This window comes from Litoribaculum gwangyangense (assembly GCF_039543505.1).
GTDB lineage: Bacteria > Bacteroidota > Bacteroidia > Flavobacteriales > Flavobacteriaceae > Litoribaculum > Litoribaculum gwangyangense.
This window is the reverse complement of sequence record NZ_BAABJW010000004.1, coordinates 498,452-515,651: the sequence shown is the minus strand read 5'-3', so window position 1 is coordinate 515,651 and position 17,200 is coordinate 498,452. Positions and strand designations below refer to the sequence as shown.

Here is a 17,200-nt window from a genome sequence, read left to right as displayed (position 1 = left end):
AAAAAAACACAGAATTAATTAAATTTTATCATAATTTCTGTACATAGCTATAATAATCGTTAAAATACCAATTAAAATATTTATTGAATTTTTTCTTTCATTTCGTCGATTTTTTTGGTTAAAATATCGTGATTGATAAAACTCTTTGAGAATAATTTAATTTTCACAAAATGTAATTGAATTCAAAAAACATTTTTAAATCCCGAATAAAAGAAAAAAACTTTGCGAATTTTAAGAATTAATTAAAATTTATAACTACTTTTGTTTAACTTAAATTAAATATTGATGAACAATATTCAAGTAAACTTTAGTATTAAAGATCTAGAAAATTTAACAGGTATCAAGGCCCATACCATTAGAATATGGGAAAAACGTTATAATTTACTGAATCCGGAGAGGAGTGATACTAATATTAGAAACTACAGTCTAGCAAGTTTCCAAAAGCTTTTAAATATATCCTATTTAAATAATAACGGGATTAAAATTTCTAAAATAGCGAGTCTCAAAGAAGAAGAAATACCTATAAAAGTTAGAGAAATTGCCTCAAGAGCCAAAGTTGAAGACCATGCCATAAATTCCTTGAAAATGGCTATGATTAATTTTGATCAAGTTCTTTTTTACAGTACTTACAATAGCCTTCTTGAAAATAAAACTTTTAGTGAAATTTTTTACTCGGTATTTTTACCATTGCTAAATGAAATAGGATTGCTGTGGCAAACGAATACCATCACGCCTGCTCATGAGCATTTTTTGTCGGTGCATATCAAACAGAAAATTCTTCTTAATACAGAAAGATTGCAACTTCTAGAACCTAAACCAGTTTCTAAAACCTTTGTACTGTTTTTACCAGATGCAGAAATACACGATATTGGATTGCTATTCGTGAATTATCAATTACGAAGTAAAGGCTATCATACTATATTTCTTGGTGAGAGCGTCCCTATGGAAAGTTTAACAGATCTTCTTGATTTTTTTGAGGAAGTTACCTTCTTATCTTATTTTACGGTTTATCCTGAAGAAGAAAACATACCAGGATACATTAATAAATTTAATGAATTACTCTTACAAAAAAGTAACACACGTTTTATGCTTCTGGGTCCTAAATTAGCTAACTTTGACGTTAAAACTCTACCAAAAAAGGTAAGTATATATAATTCCATACAAAAACTAGTTGAACAATTATAGAACTATTTTCTTTTTTGTTTAGTCTTTAACTATATATGTTAAACAATATGAAGTCATCTATAAGCATCATTGGTTCAGGGTTTTCATCATTAGCAGCTTCTTGCTATTTAGCAAAAGCTGGATATCAAGTTACCGTATTTGAAAAAAACAAGACCATTGGCGGTCGTGCCAGACAACTTAAAAAAGATGGTTTCACGTTTGATATTGGTCCAACTTGGTACTGGATGCCTGATGTTTTTGAGCGATTTTTTGCAGATTTCAACAAAAAGCCTTCTGATTATTACACATTGGAAAAATTAAATCCTGCCTATAGCGTATATTTTGGGAAAGATGACTTTATAACGATAGAAGACACTTTAGAGAAAATCAAATTGGCTTTTGAAAAAGAAGAAGCTGGCAGTTCCAAAAAGCTTAATAAGTTTATTAACAGCGCAAAAAACAATTACGACATTGCTATAAAAGACTTGGTTTACAACCCAGGAGTCTCACCTCTAGAATTGATTACTCCAGCAACCATAAAGAAAATAAACCAATTTTTCAGTACGATAAAGAAAGATGTTAGAAAAGAGTTTAAAAATGAACGCCTTGTTAAAATCCTTGAATTCCCCGTACTCTTTTTAGGTGCAAAACCAAGCGACACACCTTCTTTTTACAGTTTTATGAATTATGCCGATTTTGGCTTGGGCACTTTTCATCCTAAAAAAGGCATGTATCAAGTGATACTAGCCATGGAAAGTTTGGCCAAAGAGCTTGGTGTTACCATAAAAACCAATGTTAACATTGATAAAATAATGGTGGAAAATGGCACAGCAACAGGTGTTGTAGCCAATGGAGAGATTTATAAATCAGATGTTGTGGTAAGTGGTGCTGATTATCACCACACTGAAACTCTTTTAGATTCACCATACAGACAATACTCTGAAAATTATTGGAAAAAGAAAACCTTTGCGCCCTCTTCACTACTATTCTATGTCGGTTTTGATAAAAAATTAATACATGTTAACCATCACACCTTATTTTTTGATGTTGATTTTGATATACATGCCGAAGCCATTTATGATAAACCTCAATGGCCTGAAAACCCTCTTTTTTACGCCAGTTTTCCTAGTATTACGGATGCTAATGCCGCTCCTGAAGGCAAAGAAGCTGGTATTTTTTTAATACCATTAGCCCCAGGTATAGAGGATACCCCAGAGTTACGTAATCTATATTTTGATAAAATAATAACACGTTTTGAAGATTTAACATCACACAATGTCAAAAAACATATTATATTTAAAGAAAGTTTTTGCATAAACGATTTTATAAAAGATTATAATTCATATAAAGGTAATGCCTACGGAATGGCGAACACCTTGTTGCAAACAGCTTTTTTAAGACCAAAATTGAAAAGTAAACTTGTTGAAAGTTTATTTTTCACTGGGCAATTAACCGTTCCAGGTCCTGGTGTTCCGCCATCACTGATATCTGGAAAATTAGTAGCCGATTTAGTAACAAAACATCACGATATTACTCATGAAAGTATTATTTGACAACGTATCTTTTAGTTGCAGCAAAATTGTAACGAAAACTTACAGTACTTCTTTTTCTTTGGCTACCAAAATGTTATACAAATCTATAAGAAGTGATATTTACAACATTTATGGATTTGTGAGATTTGCTGATGAAATTGTTGATTCGTTTCATGATTTTGATAAAAATTCTCTTTTTAACAGATTCAGTGAAGATTTAGAACTGGCTTTAAAAGATAAAATCAGTTTAAATCCCATTTTAAATGCTTTTCAATACACTTATCATAAATACAACATTGACAAATCACTTGTAGATGCTTTTATGAAGAGTATGCAAACAGATTTATATAAAAGCACTTATTTAACCGAGGAAGAATTTAAAGCCTATATATATGGTTCAGCAGATGTTGTTGGCCTGATGTGCTTAAAAGTTTTTGTTAAAGGCGATGATGAGAAGTATGAAGAACTTAAAGATACCGCTATGGCATTGGGATCAGCTTTTCAAAAAGTAAATTTTTTACGTGATTTAAAAGCGGATTATGATGGTTTAAACAGAACCTATTTCCCAAATACCGATTTGAATAATCTTGATGAATTGTCTAAACAAGATATCATAGATGATATTGAGAAAGATTTCGAAAAAGGTTTAAGTGGTATTAAAAAATTACCCATTGAAGCTAAGTTCGGGGTTTTTATGGCCTATAGATATTATAGCCAACTACTTAAAAAATTAAAGAAAACACCAGCTTTAAAAATAAAAGATTCTAGAATACGCGTTTCTAACCCAAAAAAAATTGAGTTATTGGCACGTAGCTATGTTAAGTATCAATTAAATTTAATGTAAATCTCAAATAATGCAAACCTTATATTGGATACTCATTTTTATTGCCACCTATTGTTTTATGGAATTCATGGCGTGGTTTACACATAAATACATTATGCATGGTTTTTTATGGAGTTTACATAAAGACCATCATCATAAAGACCACGATAGTTGGTTTGAGCGCAACGATGCTTTTTTTATTTTTTATGCCGTAGTGAGTATAGGTTGTTTTTTATTATGGAAATATGATATTTTTTGGGCGGGTTTACCCATAGGAGCAGGTATTTTTGCATACGGACTATCGTATTTTTTGGTTCATGATATCTTTATACACCAGCGTTTTAAGCTATTTAGAAATGCCAATAATTGGTATGCCAGGGGTGTAAGACGTGCCCACAAAATACATCATAAACATTTAGGAAAAGATGATGGTGAATGCTTCGGAATGCTATTTGTGCCTTTTAAATACTTTAAAAAATAACACTTAAAGCTTTCCATGACCCATAGTTCCCATTTCGATTACATCATTATTGGAAATGGTTTAGCGGGTTTACAACTGGCTTTAAAAATGGCTTCGGATTCTTTTTTTGATAAAAAGCAAATAGCCTTAATTGATCCTTCTGAAAAGAAAACCAACGATAAAACTTGGAGTTTTTGGGAAACTGAACCGTCTCAATGGAATGATATTACTCATAAAAATTGGGAAAAAGCGTCCATAATTACGCTAGAAAAAAACATTGATTTAGAGTTAAAACCTTATTCTTACAAAACCATTAGATCGATTGACTTTTACAATGATGCCAAATCAAAATTAAAAGCATATAACAACATCCATTTTTTTTTGGAGGAAGTATTATCTGTTGAAGAAAATCCAGAAATAATTGTTAAAACAAACAAACAATCCTTCAAAGCTTCCCATGTTTTTGATAGTAGAATTCCTGAAGGATTTTCAAAAGATTCCAAAGAATATCTTCTTATAAATCAACACTTTAAAGGTTACATCATCAAAACTAAATATGATGCTTTTAATGAAGATAAAATCATAATGATGGATTATCGTTTAAAAGATGGCCACCAAACCACATTCACTTATGTGCTGCCTTTTTCTAAGACAGAGGCCTTAGTGGAGTTCACTTACTTTACCGAAAATTTAGTGAATGAAAATACTTATGACACCTACTTAAAAACCTATATAAAAGAGTACTTAAGCATTGAGGATTATACGATTATTGAAACTGAAAAAGGAAACATACCTATGACCAATTATCCTTTTGAAAAATCAAACACCCAAAACATCACTAAAATAGGCACTGGCGGTGGTTGGGTAAAAGGTTCCACAGGCTATTCTTTTAAACATACAGAGAGAAATGTCTCAAAAATTATCGAAAATTTAAAAGCAAACCAAAGACCTTCAAAAGACTTATACAAAAGAAAATACAAGTTTTATGACACCGTTTTCCTTAAAGTTTTAAAAGATGAAAACCACCAAGGTGAATGGATTTTTGAACAATTTTATAGCAAGAACTCCACACAAACTATGTTTAGGTTTTTGGATGAGGAATCTACTTTTTGGGAAGAATTAAAAATAATGTATTCCCTTTTTTCATGGACTTTCATTAAAGCTTTCTTTAAAACACTCTAATATTCCATTAAAATTAAAAAGCGTATCATCTCATATGGATGACACGCTTCAATTAATTTAAAACATTTTTCTTCTTAATTAAAATACAAATAAACCTTAACTTTTTTAAATTCGATTTACTGTAATTGGGTTTGATAAATCGAAACAACCCTGTAAGTTATTGGCATTCATACCTACCGCTGCTCCTTGTAGTCCATCTTCAAAACGCAAATACCATATTAAACAAACACCAGTTCCTGCCCCATCAAAATTAACACCCTCTACATCTGCCAGAGTTGGTGGTAAGCCTAATATATTACCCAAATCATCAGTAATTACCCATGTGCTATTAGTACCAGATGCCGTTCCATCTAAAGTGATCCCACTCACAAAATCAGGTGTTCCATCAACATTAAAAGTAAATGGTCCTCCAGAAATCGTACCAGCCGTAACCTCATTTCTTGTTACAGTTATTGAATTTGAAAGACTAAAATATCCTTGTAAATTATTGGCATTCATCCCTACCGCTGCTCCTTGTAGTCCATCTTCAAATCGTAAATACCATATTAAACAAACACCAGCTCCTGCTCCATCAAAATTTACTCCTTCTAAATCCGATAACGTTGGTGGCAACCCTAAAATAATTCCCAAATCATCTGTGACAACGAATGTACTATTCGTTCCAACAGCGTTGGGATCTGTTGTTATTCCACTCACGTTATCTACTTGTCCGTCAATGCAGAAAGTAAAAGGTCCTCCAGATAAAACACCAGCCTCTGGCTTGGCTATTCTGTTCACTGTTATGGGATTTGATAAATTAAAAATACCTTGTAAATTATTGGCATTCATACCAACTTCTGCCCCAATTAATCCGTCTTCAAATCTTAAATACCAAATAAGACATACGCCTACCCCTGCCTCATCGAAATTAACGCCTTCAAGGGCAGTTACTGTTGGTGGTAAGCCTAAAATATTTCCAGATTCGTCTGTTACAACAAATGTACTATTGGTTCCAATCGCATTCATATCGGTAGAGATACCTGTTACATTATCGGGCATTCCATCGACTATAAATGTGAAAGGACCACCAGATAGCACTCCGGCATTTGGTTCGGGATTTCTAAAGACAGAAATGGAGTTAGATAAATCAAAACTGCCCTCTAAATTGTTTGCATTCATTCCAACTTCAGCACCTGTTAAGCCATCTTCATATCTTAAATACCAGATAAGACAGACACCTTCACCAGCGTCGTCAAAATTCACACCTTCAAGTGCTGTTAATGTAGGTGGTAATCCTAGAATATTTCCTAAATCATCTGTTATTACAAACGTACTATTGGTGCCAATAGCGTTAGCATCGGTAGAAATTCCACTCACATAATCAGGAATTCCATCAACAAAAAAGGTAAAAGGGCCTCCTGTTATAATCCCTGCATCTGGTATTATTGGTGAAGTTTCATCATCACTACAGGATAAAGCAAAAACACACAGTGTTAATAGAGCTAATGTCATTTTTCGAATCATCATAATTATTATTTTTAAGTTTCATACTTCAAAATTACAATCTGACAATTTTTTAAAATGTTAGCTAGCTAACACTAAGCAATATTTTTATGAATTCTAATTTCTTTTCTATTAAATTGAATAACTTTTTCGTCTTTCAATTCATTTAAAAGAATGTTTAATGTTGGTCGTGAAGTTCCTATTAAACTTGCTATATCTTTTTGAGTGTATGGATGTTGTATAATTTTATCACCTGTTTTATTACAATCGTATCCATACTCTGAACATAACTCATCAAGAAATTCTAAAAGTCTGGTTTTTGTATCTTTAAACATTAAAAGTTGTAATTGTCTTTCAAGTTTTTGAAGTTTAAAACCTATAAACTTGTATACTCTAAAACTAAATGTTTCATTTTTTCGCATTAAATCGTACATGGTATCAACACTAATTGGACATATTCTTGTAGAACTATCTATGGATTGTGCAAACTCTTCGCGTTTTCTTTCGCCGAGAATGGCTTTTTCCCCAAATAATTGACCGCGTGATAAAATGGCTTTGGTAACTTCGGTCCCATCTTCATTATAATAACCAATTTTTACTTTTCCTTTTTCAATAAGAAATACTTTATTTGATGAGTCTTCTTCAAAATATATATAATCTTGTTTTTTATAGGAATCAAAATCATGATTCTCTTTATATTCTTTGAATTTGTGTGGACAAAGCATTTGAAAAAGATTTACATCTTCAAAAAACCAAAGTGTATTCATGGTTAATAATTTTTTGTTAGTAAGAAAATAGTCGATGATTATTGCTTTAACTTTCAAAAAAAAGTATAAAAAAACCCCCTATGTAGGAGGTTTTTTTTAAGTTATCTAACTTTTAATTACTCTTCTTCGTCAATAGAATTAACTTTCTCATCCTCTATATCCAATAAGTCTAACATATTATGTTTTTGCAGTAAGTTATACCATTGCATAACTTTTTTTATATCGCTCGCATAAACCCTATCTTCATCATAATTTGGTAATACATCAAAGAAATATTCTTCAAGTTTATCTTTACTGTCATTAGATTTGATTGAGGTTTCATTTCCATTTTCCTTCTTCTTTATGTTTTGAAAAACCTGTTTTAAAGGAACTTCTTCCGTAAGTGTATATATGGCGATTTCACTTAATACACTTACATTACTTTGAACACTTACCGATATACGTTTGTTGTCAATTAACGATTCTGCAACAAAACCACCCCTGGTTTGTGCTATTAATTTATATAAACCAGGTTTACCGGATATTGATAATACTTTATCTAAACTCATACATTATTTTTATAAAGAGGCAAATATCAATTCTTTATTCAAGCCATGCAACAATTTATCGTTTCTTTTTTTGCTCTGGGAATCGCATTCTATAATCTACATTAATCTTTCCCTTTGATATGTTGGACAACCTTCCTTTAATTAAGCGCTTTTTAAAACTTGATAACTTATCTGTAAACAAAATACCTTCTATATGGTCATATTCATGTTGTATAACCCTAGCTATCAATCCATTAAAAGTTTCGGTATGTGGTTTAAAGTTTTCATCCAAATATTCAATGGTAATGGTTGGTTTCCTAAATACATCTTCCCTAACATCTGGTATACTCAAACAACCTTCGTTAAATGCCCATTCATCGCCCTCCTCATGGATTATCTTGGCATTAATAAAAACACGTTTAAATTCTTTCAACTCCCTTTGTTCTTCATCAGTTAAATCCTCGTCTTCAGAAAACGGAGATGTATCTACTAAAAATATTCTTATTGGTAAGCCAATTTGTGGTGCCGCTAGACCTACCCCATAAGCATTATACATGGTTTCAAACATGTTTTTTAAAAGGTCATCAAACTGTGGATAATCTTTATTTATGTCTGTAGCTTTCTTTTTTAGAACAGGATCGCCGTAGGCAACAATCGGTAATATCATTATACTTTTATTGTTAAATGCAAAAATACTAACTTATAATTTATTGAAAGTATTTGTATCACATTTATTCTTTATCTAGAATCTATTTTTTTGAATATAGATAACTCTGAAGAATAAGTGTTGCACTAATTTCATCAATTAATGCTTTATTTTTTCGTTGGTTTTTTTTTAAGCCACTATCAATCATCGTTTGAAAAGCTATTTTTGAAGTAAATCGCTCGTCAACTCTTGTAATAGGAATGTTTGGTATTTCTTTTTCTAATTTACTGATAAAAGTAGCGATGTGCATTTCACTTTCAGAAGCTGTATTATTCATTTGTTTGGGTTCACCAATTAAAAATAACTCAACGGATTCTTTTTTTGTGTAATCCTTTAAAAATTTCAACAAATCATTAGTGTTTACTGTTGTAAGGCCAGAGGCTATAATTTGTAATTCATCAGTAATGGCAATCCCCGTTCTTTTAGTACCAAAATCAATTGCTAATATTCTTCCCATATTTTTATTTATGCAAAAATAGTAATAAAAAAAAGGCTATCCATTTACAGATAGCCTTTAAACAATAGTTAACCTTAAATTATTAATATTTGAACATTATTTTTTAAGCTTTAACAGCTTTATTTATTTTAGGAAATACTAAACTGATATTTCCTTCATTTCTTTTACGGATTAGGTAAATTCTAATATCACTTGAACTACGCGCTATAGAAGCTCTTAATTGGATAGTATCAATCAATAAATTTTCATTTTCCTTAACTGTATTAACCTTAACATTACTCGCGTCAGTTGAATTTAAATCATATTTGGAAACAGAAATAGTATCAGCTACTTCAACTTCTACTGTTTTAGAATTGCTCTGAGCATTTCCCATAGAGAAAGAAAGTAATAAGACTAATAATATGTAAAATTTTGTTTTCATTTCTGTTTTATTGTTTGATGATTCAAATATATATCCAGATGAAGGCTAACGCACAATAAATTAGTTGTATACCGCGTATTTTCGATTATTAGAGAAGCGACTTATTTATATCGATAAATAGTTAAAAGGTGTGTTTTTTAGGGTGAAATACAATAAAAATGTATTTCATCGATATAAATAATTCACTTAAAGGAATAAATCAAGTAACACTAGGAACTTTTTGGTGGTCATTAGCACATTTTAAAGACTTTTTTAAATGATAGAATAAAGTTTGGATACTTTAATTTTTTAAATGATAGCTTTATATTTGCTCAAAATTTTTATATAGATGACAGAATTACAGAAAACCATAGAAAATGCTTGGGAAAACAGAGCCCTTTTAACTGAAGAAACTACAATTGCTGCAATAAGAGAAGTAATAGATTTATTAGATAAAGGCAAATTAAGAGTTGCACAACCTATTGAAAACGGATGGCAAGTAAACGAATGGGTTAAAAAAGCCGTTGTTTTATACTTTCCTATTCAAAAAATGGAAACTATCGAGTGTGGTCCTTTAGAGTTTCATGATAAAATCCCATTAAAGCGCGGTTATGCCGAAAAGGGTATTCGAGTGGTTCCGCATGCTGTAGCTAGGCATGGCGCTTATATTTCAGCTGGCACTATTTTAATGCCTAGTTATGTAAATATTGGGGCCTATGTAGATGAAGGCACTATGGTAGATACCTGGGCTACTGTTGGTAGTTGTGCTCAAATTGGCAAAAATGTCCATTTGTCAGGAGGTGTTGGCATTGGTGGTGTTTTAGAACCCTTACAAGCAGCTCCTGTTATTATTGAAGATGATGCCTTTATTGGAAGTAGATGTATTGTTGTTGAAGGTGTTAGGGTAGAAAAAGAAGCTGTTTTAGGCGCTGGAGTAACTCTAACTATGAGCACCAAAATTATTGATGTTACTGGAGATACACCTAAGGAATATAAAGGTTTAGTTCCTGCGCGTTCTGTAGTAATTCCAGGTAGTTATGCTAAAGAATTCCCTTCCGGAACTTACAATGTACCTTGTGCCTTAATTATTGGAAAACGTAAAGAGAGTACCAATAAAAAAACATCACTTAATGATGCCCTTCGAGAGCATAGTGTAGCTGTTTAAATAATAAACACTCTTAAGTTTTTCAAAAACTTACTAAACAACATAATAACTCTTGGAGTTTGAAAATCCTTATTATACAACAAAAAATGATTGGCGACGTGCTTACAAGCAGTATTCTGTTTGAAGTACTTCGCCAACAGTATATAAATGCCCAATTAGATTTTTTAATCAACGAGCACACCTATTCTGTTGTAGAAAATAATCCGTTTATAGATAATTTTATTTTATTTAATAAAAAGGAAGAATCTAGTAAAATAGCACTTTTCAACCTTGCAAAATTAATTAAAACACATCAATACGATGTTGTAATAGATGTTTATTCAAAATTCTCAAGCAATCTTATTTCTGCCTTAAGCGGAGCAAAAACGAAAATATCTAAGTACAAATGGTACACTTCCTTTATCTACACTAACACGTTAAAAGAAGGAAAAACACCCAAAACTATTGCTGGTTTAGCCATCGAAAACCGCTTACAGTTATTGGAACCTATTTTAGAAAAACAACCGCCAATTATTCAACCTAAAATATATCTAACAGAACAAGAAATTGAAGATTCAAAACAATTCTTGTTGTCTCATAAAATAAATTTGAGTGCGCCTTTATTCATGATTAGTGTATTAGGAAGTGGTAAAAACAAGACCTATCCTTTGGATTATATGGCCAAAATTATTGATGCCATCGTAAAAGAAACTCAAGTACAAATTTTATTTAATTACATTCCAAATCAAGAACCCGAAGCTAAAGACGTATATAATTTATGCAAACCTGAAACCCAAAAGCACATCTATTTTAATGTATTTGGGAAAAATTTAAGATCGTTTCTTGCCATTACAAAACATTGCGATGCTTTAATTGGTAACGAGGGAGGTGCTGTAAATATGGCAAAAGCGCTCAATATTTCAACATTTACCATATTTTCGCCATGGATTTTAAAAGAAGCCTGGAACATGTTTGAAGATGGAAAAATGCACGTTTCTATTCACTTAAAAGATGTAAATCCTAATATTTACTTTAATAAACCTTTAAAGAACATGAAAAAAGAAGCAGATAAACTTTATAAAATGTTTTTACCAGAATTAATTATTCCAAAGTTAAAAGCCTTCTTAAAAAATAAGTAATTTAATATTTATCAATACCAAAAGGTGTTCTCATTATTTTTTCCCTTTTAGTAGTAGCTCTTATTTTTTTATTTTTCTCAATCATATCTGGTTTTACATAACCTCGTTCATGATCTAAATGCAAACAAATAGCACTATATCTTATTTGTTTTGCTCTAATTCCATTATTAAAAAGACGCTCTCCTAATTCCCTATCCTCTCCACCATATTGCATACGTTCATCATAACCATTAGCTTTGATAATATCTGTTTTCCAACCAGAAGCATTATGGCCATTCCATGTTGCTGCGGTTGGCGTTAAAGTGTTTAAAAGTTTCTGCTTAAAGCCTTTAGATGTAATTTTATTATTCTTAAACGATTCTTTTAGACCATGTTTCCTCAACCAATGAATATCAAAACAACGTTGGCTTTTAATATCATCGATAGAAATGAGCTCACTAACATTCATAGGCAACTTAAAATAGCCTCCTGATAAAAAATACCCGCTTTCTCTATAATCAATATGTGTTTGAAGAAAATCCTTTCTGGCAATACAGTCGCCGTCTGTGTAAAGCAAATAATCAGCTTTTGCAGCTATAGTAGCTTTGTTTAAAATGATCGTTTTTTGAAAACCATTATCTTCATGCCAAATATGTTGAATGGGATAACTAACCTGCGACTTAATGGTTTTTATTAATAAATTAGTTTTTTCATCAGAGCCATCATCAGCTATAACAACTTCAAAATTTTTAAAAGTTTGAAACTCATAACTCCATAACACTTTTTCCAACCACTCTGGATTATTGTAAGTGCTAATGATTACTGATATATCTAATGCGCTCATTGAAACAAAAATAACTATTTTTACTAACCGAAAATCACTTGTTTTAATAATATTTTGGAAGAAATTCAATCAAAAATATCAGCTTTAATAATAACATTTAATGAAATTAATCATATCGATGAATTGATAAGACATTTAAACTTTGTTGATGAAATTATTGTTATTGATTCTTTTAGTACTGATGGCACTTTTGAAAAATTAAAAACCTACCAAAACATAAAAATTATTCAACGGGAATTTTTAAATTTTGCAGACCAGAGAAATTTTGCCATTAAACAGGCATCAAAGGATTGGATTTTATTTATTGATGCCGATGAACGTATTTCTCCAAAACTTAAAAAAGAAATTTTTGATGTCATAAAAAGTAGAAATAATGAAGTTGCTTATAAGTTTTCAAGAAAGTTTGTATTTAAAAATAAAATACTGCGCTTTAGCGGCTTACAAACAGATAAGGTATTTAGGTTATTTAAGAAAGGATATGCTAGCTATTTTGAAAATAAAATTGTTCACGAACAATTGGATGTTAAGGGAAAAACGGGCGTTTTAAAACATGATATGTTACACTATTCTTTTTCAAGTATACAACACTATAGGAAAAAAACCGAGCATTACGCATCTTTAAAAGCATTAGAGCTCTATAAAAGAGGAAAAAAACCAAATTACTTTCATTTTTATATTAGACCAGCTTATAAATTTTTGACAAACTATGCTTTAAGGCTTGGTTTTTTAGATGGAAAAGCAGGATATACTGTTTGCAGACTAAATGCGTATGGCGTTTTTTTTAGATATAAGGAATTAAAAAGATTACATTCGCTTCCAAAACTTTAGCCTCTTCTTTAGCCTTTGCTTATTATGATATTTTGCTTGAAAAGCTTGCGTTTCCTCCCACATTACATTAAAAATTTCATTATAATCTTTACCAGTACATTTAGCATATTCATCACTCATCACTTCAATCATAGATTTATGTATGGTTAATTTGGCAAAGTTTTTAACGCGTGTTTTAAAATCTAAAGGTTTAAATGCCATTCTATTCAAATCCACTAAATAAAATTTATAATCGCCTTTATTTAATTCGATTAAGGTATTTCCTGGTGAATGGTCTAAAAAATGAATGCTTTTTTCATGAAGTTCAAATGTAAATCTGGTAAATGCGCGAAGTATTGACTCGTGATCTGGATAATTTAAATTGATTGTAAGCTCTCTATATGTTAAATCGCAGTCTTGTTGTTCGCTTATATAAAAACTGTTTTTAAATAAAAAAGGAGTTGTAAACTCATAATAGGCAATGGGTTGTGGTGTCTCTACACCCAATTCTAACAATTTATTTGCATATTCAAAAGAACGATGCGCCTTACTTTTTCTAAAAAATTTGTAGGCTATTTGATTAATGATATTTGGAACCCGGAATGACTTTACATTTATAGATTTCCCCTCTAAATCAAATAACTTTAAAGAGTTCCTATCTTGATTTCCATAGGTTTCACCTTTGGTATCAAAATTTAAAATTATATTATCTAAAAAATTAGAATGTATTTTAAAACTGTTATGAATCGCCTTTTTAATTTTCATTCGCTACTTTGGCAACTGTTGCAAATTGAACATAACGCATATCGAGTTGCGTAAAAAGAGTCAATGCATAAAATAAATAAGGTTTTAGAGATTTACTTTTATTGATGCCCTTGTGTGTTACTATCTCAAACCCCAAATCTTCATACATTTTTTTTATGCTTTTCTTTGTAAAGAATCTTAAATGGGTCCTATCCATAATACCGTAATCTTCATACTCCCAATTTTTATAAAGTAAAACTTTAATAAAACTTTTATAAAATCTAACATTGGGCAATGAACTAATTATTTTACCATTTTCTGATAATTTATTCTTTAAAATGCTAAGCACCCAATAAGGGTCTACCAAATGCTCCAAGACATCGTTGCAATAAATAACGTCAAAATAATTATTGGGAAGGCCCTCAATAAAATCTTCACATTTGCCTATGTACACGGTATCCAGTTTTTTGTGTGCCTCTAAACCATGCTCATTAATATACTCAATACCCCAAACTTCAGCCTGATTCTTTTCTTTAATTATTTGTGCAAAAGCACCGTTACCACAACCAACATCTAAAATCCGTTTCGCTCCAGCAGGTAAAAACTCAAGCATTTCTGAACGCACATTGTCGTAATAGCCTTCAGGTTTATTTTCGTAATCCATTTTTCAAAAGTATAAAAATTCAAACTCCTATTTTAAACAATTTCTATTTAATAAAAAATACATTAATTTGCATACAAAAATAATCACATGCCACCGTTTCCTAAGTGCTCTTTAGTAACGCCAACCTATAACTGGCCAGAAGCTTTAGAACTTTTATTATTAAGTATAAAAAACCAAACTTATTTACCTAATGAAGTTATTATTGCAGATGATGGATCAAAAAAAGAAACAGAACATTTAATTAAACGCTTTCAAAATGATTTCCCTGTCCCTCTCCATCATGTTTGGCATGAAGATAATAAAAACCAGAAACCAGCCATCATGAACAAAGCTATCGCCATGGCAAAATATGATTATATTATTGAGATTGATGGTGACATTATCATGCACAAAGATTTTGTTAAAGACCACATAAAAATGGCAAAGAAGAATACTTTTTTATATGGAAGTAGAGTAAATATTCAAGAAAAACATTTGGATGATTTGTTCTACAATAAACAAATAACTTTTAACTTTTTTTCCAAGGGAATTAAAAAACGGGGTAGAACTTTACATATTCCGTTTCTTTCAAAACTATATAAAGAAGAAAATACAAGATCTCCAAAATTAAGAGGTTGCAATATGTCATTTTGGAAAGATGACTTCATTAAAGTGAATGGATTTAATGAAAACCTTATTGGTTGGGGAATTGACGATAGCGAAATGATTCAACGTTTATTGAATATTGGCGTTAAAGGAAAACGATTAAAATTTGCTGGACTGGCATATCATATATATCATAAAGAGCAAGATAAAAGTCATATAAATATCAATGAAATTATTGAAAGAGAGACTACCGAAAAGAAAATTACTTTTATTGAAAAAGGTGTTAACCAATATCTCAATTAATGGCCATTGATATTTCAGTAATAATCATAAATTACAATACCGAACAATACACAATTAATTGTTTTGAATCCATTTTAAAGTTCACTTCTAAAAATTTAAAATGCGAATATATAATAGTTGACAATGGTTCTGAATCGAAAAGCTACTTTGCTCTAAAAAATTATATAACCTCAATTGAAAAATCTGTTTCAGTAAAACTAATTAGAAGCCATATAAATACTGGTTTTGGAGCAGGCAATATGATTGGGGTAAATAAAGCCAGGGGAAACTATATAGCATTTATAAATAACGATGTGTTATTTATAAATGATTGTTTAACTATTCTTAAAAAATTTATGGATACCCATAAGCATGTTGGTGTTTGTGGCCCTCAAGCTTTTAAAGAAAACCATGATTTACTTCCTACAATTGATCATTTTGCATCATTGGGAAGAGAGCTTTTTGGACGAAAAGTATTAGAAAAAGTTAATCCAAAAAAATATCCAAAACGTAAAATCCTTTATAAAAAACCTCAAATAGGTCAATATGTTGCTGGCAGCTTTATGTTTTTTTCTTCGCAAGATTTTAATCAAGTTGGCGGTTTTGACACCAACATCTTTTTGTATCATGAAGAAACTGATATTTGTAAAAGACTCAGCAAAATAAACAAGTTTGCGTATTTAGTCCCCGAAGGTCAATTTTTACATTTTCATGGTGCTAGCACACCCAAATCGGTTGATTTAAAAATAGAACTAAAAATTTCTTTGCTATACGTTATAAGAAAGCACTACGGGTTAGTCTCCTTTTACATTTTATTAACCTATTTACAAATAAAATATTTTTTTAGTAGCTTGATAAAACTAAAAAACTGGCCTGTTTTTATGGCTTTATTTAAACAAGCACCATTATCAATGTCACTAAAACATAAACAAAAGATTCATCCCCTATAAGATGCAGAAAGAAATTACCAATGCATTAAAAGTATTAAAAGAAGGTGGCCTTATACTTTATCCCACCGATACTGTTTGGGCTATAGGTTGTGATGCCAGTAATACTGAAGCTGTTAACAAAGTTTATGAACTAAAGAAACGTGATAATAGAAGAGTGCTAATTTGTTTAGTGGCTGATGAAAGAATGTTGAAGAAATATGTAAAACATATACCTGAAACTGCCCTAAATATTATTGAAGTTACCGATAAGCCAACCACCATTATATATGATGATGGGCAAAATTTAGCATACAATGTAGTTGCGGAAGATGGCAGTGTAGCTATTCGGATACCTGATGATGAATTTTGTTATTGGCTTTCTAGAAAATTTAATGGTGCCATGGTTTCAACTTCTGCCAATATCAGTGGACTACCATCTCCAAAATCATTCAAAGAAATCTCTCCAGAGGTTTTAAAAGGTGTGGACTATGTCGTAAATTTGCACCATGAAAAAATCTGTAACAAACCATCGTCTATCATCAAGTTGAGTAACAATGGAATTGTTAAGATTATTCGAGAGTAA

The 17,200-nt window shown here is 30.9% G+C and carries 20 protein-coding genes; 11 read left to right on the top strand and 9 right to left on the bottom strand.

Annotated features, from left to right (window positions below; all coding sequences use genetic code 11):
- The first annotated feature begins 285 nt into the window (after positions 1 to 285).
- Genes ABD963_RS13545 through ABD963_RS13525 form a run of 5 tightly spaced genes read left to right on the top strand, consistent with a single transcriptional unit; the run spans position 286 to position 5,161 of the window.
- Entirely contained in the window at positions 286 to 1,185 is a 900-nt protein-coding gene (locus ABD963_RS13545; protein WP_345277686.1) for a MerR family transcriptional regulator, read from the top strand.
- Positions 1,186 to 1,232: 47 nt separating this feature from the next.
- Positions 1,233 to 2,717: a phytoene desaturase family protein gene (locus ABD963_RS13540; protein ID WP_345277684.1), complete on the top strand. Its 1,485-nt coding sequence runs from the start codon at positions 1,233 to 1,235 to the stop codon at positions 2,715 to 2,717.
- The gene (locus ABD963_RS13535; protein WP_345277682.1) at positions 2,701 to 3,540 is read left to right on the top strand and encodes a phytoene/squalene synthase family protein; all 840 of its coding nucleotides are present in this window, start codon (positions 2,701 to 2,703) and stop codon (positions 3,538 to 3,540) included. Before ABD963_RS13540 ends, ABD963_RS13535 begins: the two co-directional genes overlap by 17 nt.
- A 10-nt stretch (positions 3,541 to 3,550) precedes the next feature.
- Positions 3,551 to 4,000 (top strand): sterol desaturase family protein, encoded by a 450-nt coding sequence (locus ABD963_RS13530; RefSeq protein ID WP_345277680.1) that lies wholly within the window; start codon positions 3,551 to 3,553, stop codon positions 3,998 to 4,000.
- 15 nt (positions 4,001 to 4,015) lie between these two features.
- A complete protein-coding gene (locus ABD963_RS13525; protein WP_345277678.1) occupies positions 4,016 to 5,161 on the top strand; it encodes a lycopene cyclase family protein in 1,146 nt (381 codons plus the stop codon).
- Positions 5,162 to 5,266: 105 nt separating this feature from the next.
- On the opposite strand, the gene ABD963_RS13520 is transcribed toward ABD963_RS13525, so the two are convergent.
- From ABD963_RS13520 to ABD963_RS13495, 6 genes are all read right to left on the bottom strand, one after another.
- On the bottom strand, positions 5,267 to 6,667 hold the full coding sequence (locus tag ABD963_RS13520) for a hypothetical protein (RefSeq protein ID WP_345277676.1): 1,401 nt from the start codon (positions 6,665 to 6,667) through the stop codon (positions 5,267 to 5,269).
- Positions 6,668 to 6,738: 71 nt separating this feature from the next.
- Positions 6,739 to 7,410 carry a Crp/Fnr family transcriptional regulator gene (locus ABD963_RS13515; RefSeq protein WP_345277674.1) on the bottom strand — a complete coding sequence of 224 codons (672 nt, stop codon included), beginning with the start codon at positions 7,408 to 7,410 and terminating at the stop codon, positions 6,739 to 6,741.
- A gap of 116 nt (positions 7,411 to 7,526) precedes the next feature.
- The gene (locus ABD963_RS13510) at positions 7,527 to 7,958 is read right to left on the bottom strand and encodes a DUF5606 family protein (RefSeq protein ID WP_345277672.1); all 432 of its coding nucleotides are present in this window, start codon (positions 7,956 to 7,958) and stop codon (positions 7,527 to 7,529) included.
- 55 nt (positions 7,959 to 8,013) lie between these two features.
- A complete protein-coding gene (gene def / locus ABD963_RS13505; protein ID WP_345277669.1) occupies positions 8,014 to 8,604 on the bottom strand; it encodes a peptide deformylase in 591 nt (196 codons plus the stop codon).
- A gap of 82 nt (positions 8,605 to 8,686) precedes the next feature.
- Complete coding sequence (gene ruvX, locus ABD963_RS13500) at positions 8,687 to 9,100, bottom strand: Holliday junction resolvase RuvX (RefSeq protein ID WP_345277667.1); 414 nt, start codon at positions 9,098 to 9,100, stop codon at positions 8,687 to 8,689.
- A gap of 103 nt (positions 9,101 to 9,203) precedes the next feature.
- Positions 9,204 to 9,473: a hypothetical protein gene (locus ABD963_RS13495; RefSeq protein WP_345277665.1), complete on the bottom strand. Its 270-nt coding sequence runs from the start codon at positions 9,471 to 9,473 to the stop codon at positions 9,204 to 9,206.
- 376 nt (positions 9,474 to 9,849) lie between these two features.
- On the opposite strand from ABD963_RS13495, the gene ABD963_RS13490 reads away from it, so the two are divergent.
- Both ABD963_RS13490 and ABD963_RS13485 read left to right on the top strand, forming a co-directional pair.
- Positions 9,850 to 10,665, top strand: coding sequence for a 2,3,4,5-tetrahydropyridine-2,6-dicarboxylate N-succinyltransferase (locus ABD963_RS13490; RefSeq protein ID WP_345277663.1), 816 nt, complete (start codon positions 9,850 to 9,852; stop codon positions 10,663 to 10,665).
- 59 nt (positions 10,666 to 10,724) lie between these two features.
- Positions 10,725 to 11,783, top strand: a complete 1,059-nt coding sequence (locus ABD963_RS13485) for a glycosyltransferase family 9 protein (protein WP_345277661.1) — start codon at positions 10,725 to 10,727, stop codon at positions 11,781 to 11,783.
- 1 nt (position 11,784) lies between these two features.
- Here ABD963_RS13485 and ABD963_RS13480 read toward each other — a convergent pair whose 3' ends face one another.
- Positions 11,785 to 12,606, bottom strand: coding sequence for a glycosyltransferase family 2 protein (locus ABD963_RS13480; protein WP_345277659.1), 822 nt, complete (start codon positions 12,604 to 12,606; stop codon positions 11,785 to 11,787).
- A gap of 54 nt (positions 12,607 to 12,660) precedes the next feature.
- Between ABD963_RS13480 and ABD963_RS13475 the strand changes: the two genes are divergently transcribed.
- Positions 12,661 to 13,434 carry a glycosyltransferase family 2 protein gene (locus ABD963_RS13475; RefSeq protein ID WP_345277657.1) on the top strand — a complete coding sequence of 258 codons (774 nt, stop codon included), beginning with the start codon at positions 12,661 to 12,663 and terminating at the stop codon, positions 13,432 to 13,434.
- Here the strand turns inward: ABD963_RS13475 and ABD963_RS13470 are convergent.
- Positions 13,411 to 14,178, bottom strand: coding sequence for a lipopolysaccharide kinase InaA family protein (locus ABD963_RS13470; protein ID WP_345277655.1), 768 nt, complete (start codon positions 14,176 to 14,178; stop codon positions 13,411 to 13,413). The two genes, ABD963_RS13475 and ABD963_RS13470, sit on opposite strands and share 24 nt — an antisense overlap.
- Positions 14,168 to 14,821 carry a class I SAM-dependent methyltransferase gene (locus ABD963_RS13465; RefSeq protein WP_345277653.1) on the bottom strand — a complete coding sequence of 218 codons (654 nt, stop codon included), beginning with the start codon at positions 14,819 to 14,821 and terminating at the stop codon, positions 14,168 to 14,170. Before ABD963_RS13465 ends, ABD963_RS13470 begins: the two co-directional genes overlap by 11 nt.
- Before the next feature lie 87 nt (positions 14,822 to 14,908).
- On the opposite strand from ABD963_RS13465, the gene ABD963_RS13460 reads away from it, so the two are divergent.
- Genes ABD963_RS13460 through ABD963_RS13450 form a run of 3 tightly spaced genes read left to right on the top strand, consistent with a single transcriptional unit; the run spans position 14,909 to position 17,200 of the window.
- Entirely contained in the window at positions 14,909 to 15,709 is an 801-nt protein-coding gene (locus ABD963_RS13460; RefSeq protein ID WP_345277651.1) for a glycosyltransferase family 2 protein, read from the top strand.
- Positions 15,709 to 16,638, top strand: coding sequence for a glycosyltransferase family 2 protein (locus tag ABD963_RS13455; RefSeq protein ID WP_345277649.1), 930 nt, complete (start codon positions 15,709 to 15,711; stop codon positions 16,636 to 16,638). The genes ABD963_RS13460 and ABD963_RS13455 overlap by 1 nt, the downstream gene beginning before the upstream one ends.
- A gap of 1 nt (position 16,639) precedes the next feature.
- A complete protein-coding gene (locus ABD963_RS13450) occupies positions 16,640 to 17,200 on the top strand; it encodes an L-threonylcarbamoyladenylate synthase (protein ID WP_345277647.1) in 561 nt (186 codons plus the stop codon).